At 45.2% G+C, this 9,054-nt stretch carries 11 protein-coding genes; 5 read left to right on the top strand and 6 right to left on the bottom strand.

Going from position 1 to position 9,054, the window contains the following annotated elements; genetic code table 11:
* Positions 1–15 precede the first annotated feature (15 nt).
* From ACP5N5_RS04245 to ACP5N5_RS04235, 3 genes are read left to right on the top strand one after another with little or no spacing between them, the layout of a single operon-like run.
* Positions 16–738 carry a purine-nucleoside phosphorylase gene (locus tag ACP5N5_RS04245; protein ID WP_428133233.1) on the top strand — a complete coding sequence of 241 codons (723 nt, stop codon included), beginning with the start codon at positions 16–18 and terminating at the stop codon, positions 736–738.
* Positions 716–2,188, top strand: a complete 1,473-nt coding sequence (gene cysS, locus ACP5N5_RS04240) for a cysteine--tRNA ligase (protein WP_428133230.1) — start codon at positions 716–718, stop codon at positions 2,186–2,188. Before ACP5N5_RS04245 ends, cysS begins: the two co-directional genes overlap by 23 nt.
* Complete coding sequence (locus ACP5N5_RS04235; protein ID WP_042667574.1) at positions 2,185–2,886, top strand: recombinase RecB; 702 nt, start codon at positions 2,185–2,187, stop codon at positions 2,884–2,886. Before cysS ends, ACP5N5_RS04235 begins: the two co-directional genes overlap by 4 nt.
* Here the strand turns inward: ACP5N5_RS04235 and ACP5N5_RS04230 are convergent.
* Complete coding sequence (locus tag ACP5N5_RS04230; RefSeq protein WP_428133226.1) at positions 2,873–4,018, bottom strand: radical SAM protein; 1,146 nt, start codon at positions 4,016–4,018, stop codon at positions 2,873–2,875. The two genes, ACP5N5_RS04235 and ACP5N5_RS04230, sit on opposite strands and share 14 nt — an antisense overlap.
* Positions 4,019–4,149: 131 nt before the next feature.
* On the opposite strand from ACP5N5_RS04230, the gene ACP5N5_RS04225 reads away from it, so the two are divergent.
* A complete protein-coding gene (locus ACP5N5_RS04225; RefSeq protein ID WP_428133224.1) occupies positions 4,150–4,749 on the top strand; it encodes a hypothetical protein in 600 nt (199 codons plus the stop codon).
* Positions 4,718–5,365 (top strand): HAD-IB family phosphatase, encoded by a 648-nt coding sequence (locus tag ACP5N5_RS04220; protein ID WP_428133221.1) that lies wholly within the window; start codon positions 4,718–4,720, stop codon positions 5,363–5,365. The genes ACP5N5_RS04225 and ACP5N5_RS04220 overlap by 32 nt, the downstream gene beginning before the upstream one ends.
* Here ACP5N5_RS04220 and ACP5N5_RS04215 read toward each other — a convergent pair.
* From ACP5N5_RS04215 to ACP5N5_RS04195, 5 genes are all read right to left on the bottom strand, one after another.
* A complete protein-coding gene (locus ACP5N5_RS04215) occupies positions 5,346–5,672 on the bottom strand; it encodes a transcriptional regulator (RefSeq protein WP_428133219.1) in 327 nt (108 codons plus the stop codon). The genes ACP5N5_RS04220 and ACP5N5_RS04215 overlap by 20 nt on opposite strands.
* A 73-nt stretch (positions 5,673–5,745) precedes the next feature.
* Positions 5,746–6,081: a DUF167 domain-containing protein gene (locus tag ACP5N5_RS04210; protein ID WP_042667579.1), complete on the bottom strand. Its 336-nt coding sequence runs from the start codon at positions 6,079–6,081 to the stop codon at positions 5,746–5,748.
* A gap of 68 nt (positions 6,082–6,149) precedes the next feature.
* Entirely contained in the window at positions 6,150–7,340 is a 1,191-nt protein-coding gene (locus tag ACP5N5_RS04205) for a N2,N2-dimethylguanosine tRNA methyltransferase (RefSeq protein ID WP_428133216.1), read from the bottom strand.
* 42 nt (positions 7,341–7,382) lie between these two features.
* Entirely contained in the window at positions 7,383–7,931 is a 549-nt protein-coding gene (locus ACP5N5_RS04200) for an NTPase (RefSeq protein ID WP_428133214.1), read from the bottom strand.
* Positions 7,932–8,048: 117 nt separating this feature from the next.
* Positions 8,049–8,939, bottom strand: a complete 891-nt coding sequence (locus ACP5N5_RS04195) for a helix-turn-helix domain-containing protein (protein ID WP_012608480.1) — start codon at positions 8,937–8,939, stop codon at positions 8,049–8,051.
* Between the last annotated feature and the right edge of the window lie 115 nt (positions 8,940–9,054).

Here is a 9,054-nt window from a genome sequence, read left to right as displayed (position 1 = left end):
TAGGGGTGTGTCGACTTGCCCATACATATTAAGGCTTCCCCAGGCGATATAGCCGAGAACGTTATAGCTGTCGGTGATCCTGGACGCGTAGACATACTCTCCGGGCTACTCAGCAACGTTAAAACCGTTAACATCCACCGGGGATTCAAGATAGTTACCGGCTTATATTACGGTGAGAAGGTAACCATTGCGACACACGGGGTAGGCGCCCCAAGTGCTAGCATAGTCTTCGAGGAGCTACGTCAGCTAGGAGCCAAGAGGATAGTCAGGATAGGTACAACCGGTGGTGTGAGAAAAGATACCAGGATAGGTGATGTGATCGTTGCAACCGGTGCAGCATACACGGTCAACGGCTGTGGACTAGGCCAGTACATGCCTGGAATATGCGGCGCCGCCTCACCGGATCCCGTGTTAACTACAAGGATAATCGAGTCTATGGAGGAGCATGGAATAGAATATAAGAAGGGCCCGGTTTTCTCCAGTGATGCATTCTACGCTGAAGACCCGTCATTCGCCGAGAGGCTGTTGCACTACGGGATTGTTGCAGTGGAAATGGAGGCTGCAGCATTATTCGCGCTTGGCTGGCTAAGGGGTTTTGAGACCGCCTGTGTTCTAGTGGTTAGCGATGTACTCCATGGCGAGGAAGCTATGAAGAAATACTTGACTACGGAGGAGCTGGCCGAGGTCTTCTTAAAGGTTGCGAAGCTGGTTCTCAATGTCTTCCACAAATATTATTGAAGGATTGGGAGGCATGCTTCCAGCTATAAAAATATATGATACTTTATCCAGGGATTTAAAGGAGCTGCAGCCCATTGAGCCCGGCATAGTTAAAATGTATGTATGCGGGCCAACAGTCTATGATTATACACATATAGGGCATGGGAAGACGTATGTTATATACGATGCGTTCAAGAGGTATCTTTCTCTAAGGGGATACCACGTAGTCCACGTCATGAATATCACTGATATAGATGATAAGATCATAAAGCGCTCCCAGGATGAGGGTAGGGATTGGAGTGAAATCGTGGATGAATACACACGCGACTATTTATCAGCCCTGGAGAAATTGAATGTGACAATAGATCATCATCCACGTGTTTCAGAGCACATCAATGAGATAATAGGCTTCATCCAGGGGTTAATAGACAAGGGGTATGCCTATATCGCATCCAGCGGAAGCGTATACTTCAATGTAGACAAGTACGATGACTATGGCCACTTATCCGGTAGAGTGAGCAAGGAGACATGGGGTCAGGAGCAGGAGTTCCTCTCAGAGAAACGGAACCCATACGACTTCGCACTCTGGAAGGCTGCCAAGCCTGGTGAACCATACTGGGAGAGCCCGTGGGGAAGGGGTAGGCCTGGATGGCATATAGAATGCAGTGTTATGAGTAGCCGATACCTGGGCTCCAGGTTCGATATACATGGCGGTGGAACCGACCTGATATTTCCACACCACGAGAACGAGAGGGCTCAGAGCGAGGCTTTCTTCGGGTCTAAGCCATGGGTAAGCATATGGATGCATTCAGGGCTTGTGATGGTTGGCAAGGATAAGATGAGTAAGAGCCTTAAGAATATTATACCGTTAAAGGAGGCATTCAATAAATGGGGTCCCATGCCCCTGAGGCTCTGGTATCTCTCAACGCATTACAGGAAGCCGCTATATTTCTCCGAGGAGGCTCTCGAAAACTCTGTGAAACTATATGAGAGACTAACTACAGCAGCCCAGCTACTGAGGAGGCTGGCCCACGAGTCAACAGGCCTACACTATGCACGCGAGGAGGACTTGAAGGTGTTTAACCAGCTTGTATCACTCCACACACGCTTCCATAACGCGTTAAGCGATGACTTTAACACGGCGGAGGCTCTTGCAGTGGTTAACGAGTACCTTACAATATTATTCAGGGATATACAGTATAATCCAAGACACCTACTTGTATCAACAAGCATAAAGTTACTCAGGGAATTCAATACAGTGCTCGGCGTACTAGATAGGGAGCTGGAAGGAGTGGAGGAGGGTGAGGCATTACTGGATAGCATGGTAGAGATACTTATAAATGTCAGGAAGGAGCTCAGAAAGAGAGGCATATACGACTTATCAGACACTATAAGAAGCGATTTATCAAAGATAGGTATACAGCTAATGGATAAGGGGCTTGAAACAACGTGGGTAAGGGTTAGAAAGTGAGTATTAGTTCCAGTAGAAAATGGCGAAGCAGTGAGCTAATAGCGTTAGAATACCTTGAGAAACAAGGATTTAGAATCGAGGAAACGAGGAAGAAGATAAAGATTGAAGGAGTTGAGATAGGGGAGGTTGACGCTATAGCTATATCACCTGGTGGGGAGAAGTACGCGGTTGAAATAAAAGCCGGCAGGATCGATGTAGCAGGGATTAGGCAGGCATACGTCAACGCATTACTCCTGGGTCTAAAGCCCCTTATCGTTGCGAAGGGCTACGCCGATGACTCGGCGATGATGCTTGCAAGGGAGCTTGATGTCAAGGTCGTAGAGCTGGGCGACCAGTATCTCGTGGACTCTGAGGAATTAGAGATAATTGTTGAATCAGCCATTTATGGATTACTCAGAAAGATACTAGGGGTCGTCACAAGCAAAGAACCTATTCCACCACAGGATTACACCGTAATAGAGGCCCTCGCCGGCTCACGTGATATAAAGGAATTTGCGGACTCCTTAAAGACCACGGTGGAAAACGCTATGAGACAGGTTAGAAGGATTCAGTCCAAGGGTATTCTACCCGAGGACACTAAGAGTTATTATGAGTTGAAAATGTATGCCCAGATAATTTTACTAAGGGAGAGGATAAGGGGGCTTGAGAGGCTCCTGGCAAGCAATTGCAGGGAGAAAACCCAACCTAGCTACCCGTGAAGACAGGGCAGGCCCTGAACCAGTATTTGATCACTTCCCCGGCCAGCACCTTATCGCATTTAGACCGTATACTTACCCTGATGAAACCGTTTGAAAACCCTTTGAAGCCACCGCGACACCCTATTTCCCTTAATAACTCCTCGATAACATCTTTCTCGGGCTTGTATAGCGGCTTTGCAGTATCCGTTATTCCCATGGAGATCATTCTCCAACATGACTCGCCATGACTGTAAATGTTAGCCATGCATGCTAGTGGGAAATACTTTAAGCCTTTTCTCCTGGTATAAGCCGCTATATTCTTCTTTATATCTGCTACATCGATATTGTATTGCACTCCCTCACGCATCTTCTCTAGAGGTATACGTAGCCTTCTCTCTATTTCCCTTATATCGGCTCCAGCCTCCTTTAGGTTGCTAATGATTCTCGGAGTTACCCTTAAACCCCCTGCAACAACCCCTACTGCCCCGTATTCGGCTGCCTTATCTATGATCTCTACATATTCTTTATCGGTTATCCCCGGTATTATGGGTCTCAGGAACAATACCGGCTTTAATCCTGCCTCCCTGAGATTTCTTATCGATTCAAGCCTGATCTCTGGTCTAGGTGCATTCCTCTCCAGCTCGCTAGAGTAGTTGATCGAGACTAGGGTGATCAATGGCGATATACCTGGGTCTATTGCAGCTACTTTAAGAGCCGTATTCATTGATATATAAGCTTTCGTGGAGAACTGAATATAGTTGCCCAGATACTTTTTCACCGCCCAGATATATTCAAGGGTCTTCACGAGGACTGCCGGGTGAAACGGTTCTGTTACGCTACCAATAGCGATCAGGGTTCCCCTTTCACCTGGGAGGAAGTATTTATTATTAAGCAACGCGTAGACTAGCTGCACACCACTTAAAGGATACGGCTTTATCGAGTTCGTTGGAAACCCCATGTCACCTATGTAGCAGTATGAACACCCCATTGTACACCCAATACCAGTGTGTATTGTTAAGCCGCAGGGTCTCGGAGCCCGTTTTGAATGAGGGTCTCTAAGGGATGCTTTCTTCTCCTCATCGTTGAGAATTGTGGATACCTCATCCATGATTTTACTCCTTAATGCTGCATAATACTTGGAGACTTTGCTCATAGCTGATCCTTTAACACCAGGTATCCCTACTACTATAATTAATACACCGGGGTTTTAATCGCTTAGAGACAGGTTAGAACAATACATGTTATAATAGGTTAAACATGATTAATGTAGAACAGGTGTAAGAATTGAACGTTGACTTCATCCGCCACATAGTGAACCCGGTGTTAAACAAGTATATGGTTAACCAGGAGAAAACCAGGGTTTTAATAGAGGTAAAGAAATTGTTTCAACAGAGCGAGGAAGTATATAGGTTCAGCATATATAATGGAGATCCACGAAACCTCGCCGCATTCCTTAAAAGCAATGATTTTACACGGATCGTGAACATATTAAAGTCAGCTGGGATGACATACTTGATCACAGAGATACTGAGTGAAGCATTAGCATCATACAGCGGCATCAAGGAGGTTGAAGAGGCTTTAAACCAGGCCCTAGACTCGCTGAAAAGAGAAACACAGGTTGAAACAGGTGGAGGAAGGAAAGAGGATGTAATAAGTATGCTTGAATCCGTGCTTAAAAACACTAATCTGTTTAAACAAATCGAACGGGGTAGAAACAGCCTGACGGCTGAGACCCACAGTGGTTGGCTACTACGTGTTTCAAGCAGTAAGAAGGGATATAAGTTGAAGATTAATTTCACTAAGAATTACCGTGGTAGTGAAACAAGTGAATTAATGAAAGAGGTAGTGAGGATTGCCGAGTGGATTAATAGTCTTCGATTGTGATGGTGTACTCACATACAACCATAGTAGTTGGCAGCAATTACATGAGTACTTTGGTAGCAGAGACAATAAGTATTTTGCCGAGCTCTACGAGAGAAACCTGATAACATACCTGGATTGGATGAAGATAGATATAGCATTAATGATACATGCATGGGGTAAGCCGATAAAGAGACGGGATGTTGAGAATGCATTATCAACCATCAGGATTAAACAGGAAGCCCCCGAGGTTATTAGGGCACTCAAGGATGCCGATTACATAGTCGCTGTTGTAAGCAGCGGTATCGACATACTGGTTGAGAGGGTCTGCCGGGAGCTTGGAGTGGATCTCTGCCTCTACAATAAGCTTGCGTTCCATAATGATGAATTAATACCGGGTGGAGAAGCGCTAGTACCATTAAGGGAGAAGCCTAGAATAGTGAAGAACCTGGCCGAATCCCTTTCGATAAGCATCCATGACACATATTATGTCGGGGACAGTAAATGGGATATAGAAGTATTCAGAAACGTGGGGCACTCGATTGCTGTAAAGCCATGTGGTGAAGCCTGTGGGTTCGCCGAACACGTGGTCTCGGATCTCAGGGAGATAATAGGTATTGTTAATGGTTCCCGCGTTTAGAAATTATGAAGCGAGGCGGCTCAATCCACTCGCTTTTACATCGGGGACACCGGGAAACCTCCTTAGGCTTCCCGAGATCCTTGAATACATAGCCGCACTTCCTGCATCTAGGAGGCTCCATGAGAAGCACTTCTTCCCCATTCGACTTAGAGAAAACGCTTTTAGCAATATGCAATAGATCCTCGTATACCTCTCTAGGTGTAGTGTTCAATTGAAGAATACTGATTATCTCCCTAACAGTTAAAGGTCTAGTGGTCTCCCTTAATAGCCTTATTATTTTCTCCCTACTTGTTTCAAAATCGCCCACTATAACCACCCATGTCCTATACGCTGAGTTAAAAGCTTGGATAAAGGAGAAATAATTATAGGTGGCTCCACGACTACACGAGTCTAACCAGCTTAGCTAGCTTAATCACTAGCTCATCAGGGTCCACATCATTGAGTAGTACTTTCTTAAGTGTTTCACGACGACCATACACTATATCTATCTTGGACACAGGGATCTTCAGCTCCCTTGCCAAGTACTTCACTAGTGCAGCATTCTCCCGGCCTTTCTCTGATTGCTCAGCTGTGTGGAAAACCAGTTCATCCCCCTCGATAGTTATGTAGTCTTCTACATCTCCAGGTTTCACCCTTATAGATAGAATGATGCCCTGGGAGGATTCACTTATATGTTTTGACACTATTCCACGGATTTTATCGAATAATTGAGACAAGAGCATCCCCAATTATATTTTAAGTAAGAGTGAAGAGTAAAAAATCTTGCTACATGTTAACCACCGGATTAAATACTCTTCAACACCTCGGTCAAGGCCTTCACATCGCTATCTATCTTTAATCCCCGTGGATCAAAGTGTGTGCGGGAAGCCATGATGCCGTGTTGCTTCAAAGCCTCTATGAGGGTCTCGTATTTCGGCATATTTCTCCCAATAATAGAGCATAGCTTATCTATTCGTACATACGGGTTATTCAACCTAGTCTCATTCCTGAGGAGCCCAAGTATTCTCCTCGAATCCCTGTGAAGCCAGCTTATTTTATCGGCTTCATTGAATACCTTATCAATGAACTCAGCCTCCCCTAGGCTGCAGATCCATGTTTCGCCTGTTAGAACCGGTTTCTCGTTATTAATACATGTTAAATCCCTGGCTTCATCCAGGGATTTAATATATCCTCTTTCCAGTGTCGATGGGCAGTACCATATATAACCCAGGCATTCATTAATTAATCGATATGCTTCCCCCGTGCTCCTCAGGGTTTCAAAGAAAACCCTGTAATAATGCTTATAAATGAATATAAGCAATGGCCTAGCAGCAATGTCGAGTGCTGAAGCGTGTTTAACTATGTACGCGATGAGTAACCTAGCCCCTATTTCTTTCTCGAAATCGGTGTGGACACAAGTAAACCAGTATCTCCTAAGGGTTTTCCTGTAGTGACTACATGTGAGCGGGGCTGTATCGGTTGCCGTGACACCTATCAACGCCCTCTTACCCAGGGGTTTAAACACCGAGTCCACGAATGGGACTGGGGAGCCGTAGGGATCTAGGTCTATATAGTCGAGTGATATACCCGTGAAGGTAAAATTATTGAGAAGGACATTTGCCTCCTGCGAGTACACGTGTAGTTTTCCAGGGTATAGGTTGTTGAGCCGCAGGTTTTTCCTTATGTAGTATAATGCATGTGGATCAATATCGTTTACTATGCCCTCACCACCCTTCTCGAGCGCTATGCGAATGCTACGTATTCCAGTGCCGGCTAATGGATCAATGAAAAATATATTCCTCGAACCATACAGGGTCCTGAGGACTGAGACGGTCACATCCCTGCTTACTATGGCTTGTGGATTATAGAAGACAGGCATCCAAGCCGGCTCTATTGATCCATCGGGTCTTCTATACTCATCCATCCGGGGTATTACGAGCTTAGCTAATCCCTCCTGGATCAATTGTTCACGGCTGAGTATCTTTACTTCAGTCATTGACTATACACCGCCCCATATCTCCACGGTTGAGATCCTCCCTCAGGATCGAGACGGAGCCAGGGCCTCGATTACTTTATTAATCAACCCCTTCGTACTTGATTTAACGTGCTCCCTGTTCTCCATGGTTAACACTATTTTTTCGGCGTCACTAAGTCTACCCAGTATATCTCTATCGGTCAATCTATAATGTACGACAAGTATGACTGGTTTACCGGAGTCGAGGATCTCCAGGAACAATGGCTTGAAAACAGGTATTTTAAGCTCCATGGGCCCCACTTCATCTATACCTATGACGCTGGCTTCTCCAAGAGCCCTCCTTAACGCTGTCTCAATGATCCTGGATGCCTCTTCAACGAGCACAGTATAAGACCCTATCCTCACCGAGCCAGGTATACTCTTTTTTGCTAACCATGCTTCTTCACCACTTAATAAATCAGTAACTTTAAACCCTACCCTCACACCATGTTCCCTTACTTCAGGCGCTTTAATACCGCCAACCAATAGATTGTTCTCTCTGAGCTCTGATATTAACTTCTCGAAAAACGTCGACTTACCCACACCGGGGCGGCCTGTAATAATGATTTTCATGAATCCCCCCTTACTTTAGAACCTGGCTAGTGATCCATGGAAGCCCATAGATTGATGGGTTTAAATATGCATCGTGCCACTCAACCTGGGCCCGGCTTCTTTATCCTTCTCCATGCTTTACAAATGTACGTCACGGATTTCTTTTAGGTCGTTTTTCGTTCTAATAACTACGAGCTTGGAACCAGTTGTCTTCACTAGTTTCTCAGCGTTCTCTAGTTTCTCAGCCTTATTCTCAGCCATATCCAGCCTGGTCACAGTTATCACGTTTCCACCTTTCACAACAATATCCACTGGAGTTCTAGATAATTTTACTATGAGGTCTCCGAGTCTATCTAGGAGCCTCCACAGGGCTGCCTCTATTTCATCGCCCGGCAAGTACTCGTTTTCCAGCGTACCTGCATAAGGCTCCGGGGGCTTGTCTCCGAGTATATCTATCTCCTCAAATATGTCCTCCCCCATTATCCTGGCTAATTCCACAGCTCTTTGAAGCGATACCATTAGCTCACCTCTTTCATACATATAGACAGCTTTTCTGCTTACTCCAAGTAGCTCCGCTAACTCGCCCCTTGTGAGCCCTACTTCCTTCATTTTCACTTGGAATTTTCCAGCAGAAATCTTCAAGAGGTAGTTTCCTCTAATGTTTACAACAATAGGCTTGCTGTTCCTCAATAAATAGTTGCCGAGAAGATTCGTAGTAACGATGTTGACGCCGTTCCTGACATATACTACATCATCCTCAAGCTCCCGCCTACCGTTTTTCTCAGCCACTATAATAGTGTTCGAACCGTACACTATCCCTGATTTCTTTAAGTCATTTACCTCTATCCAGGAGACCTCCCTTAAATCCTGCGAAACCTTTATGAAAACCCTGGTATCGCCTCTACACGCAATGATATCGATGCTTCTAGCTGAGGTAGGGTATGAAAGAAACTCGACCCGGAAACCAGCTTTCCTCAGGGTTCTAGAGACTTCTTCAGCGATGTCCCCTGTACCCCTGTTTCTAGACAAAACAGACCCCGTTTTCTAAATTATGTTTAAACATGTTTAAAAGGGAATTTATTTTCCATGTCTAAGCTACTTTCTCCTGTATATACTGTATATCATTGCATGATCTTTATCATAG

Origin of the sequence: Desulfurococcus sp., from assembly GCF_049970475.1 — an archaeon.
Classification (GTDB): Archaea; Thermoproteota; Thermoprotei_A; order Sulfolobales; family Desulfurococcaceae; genus Desulfurococcus; species Desulfurococcus amylolyticus.
The sequence above is the reverse complement of the archived record's forward strand: the minus strand, read 5'-3'. Positions and strand labels throughout refer to the sequence as shown.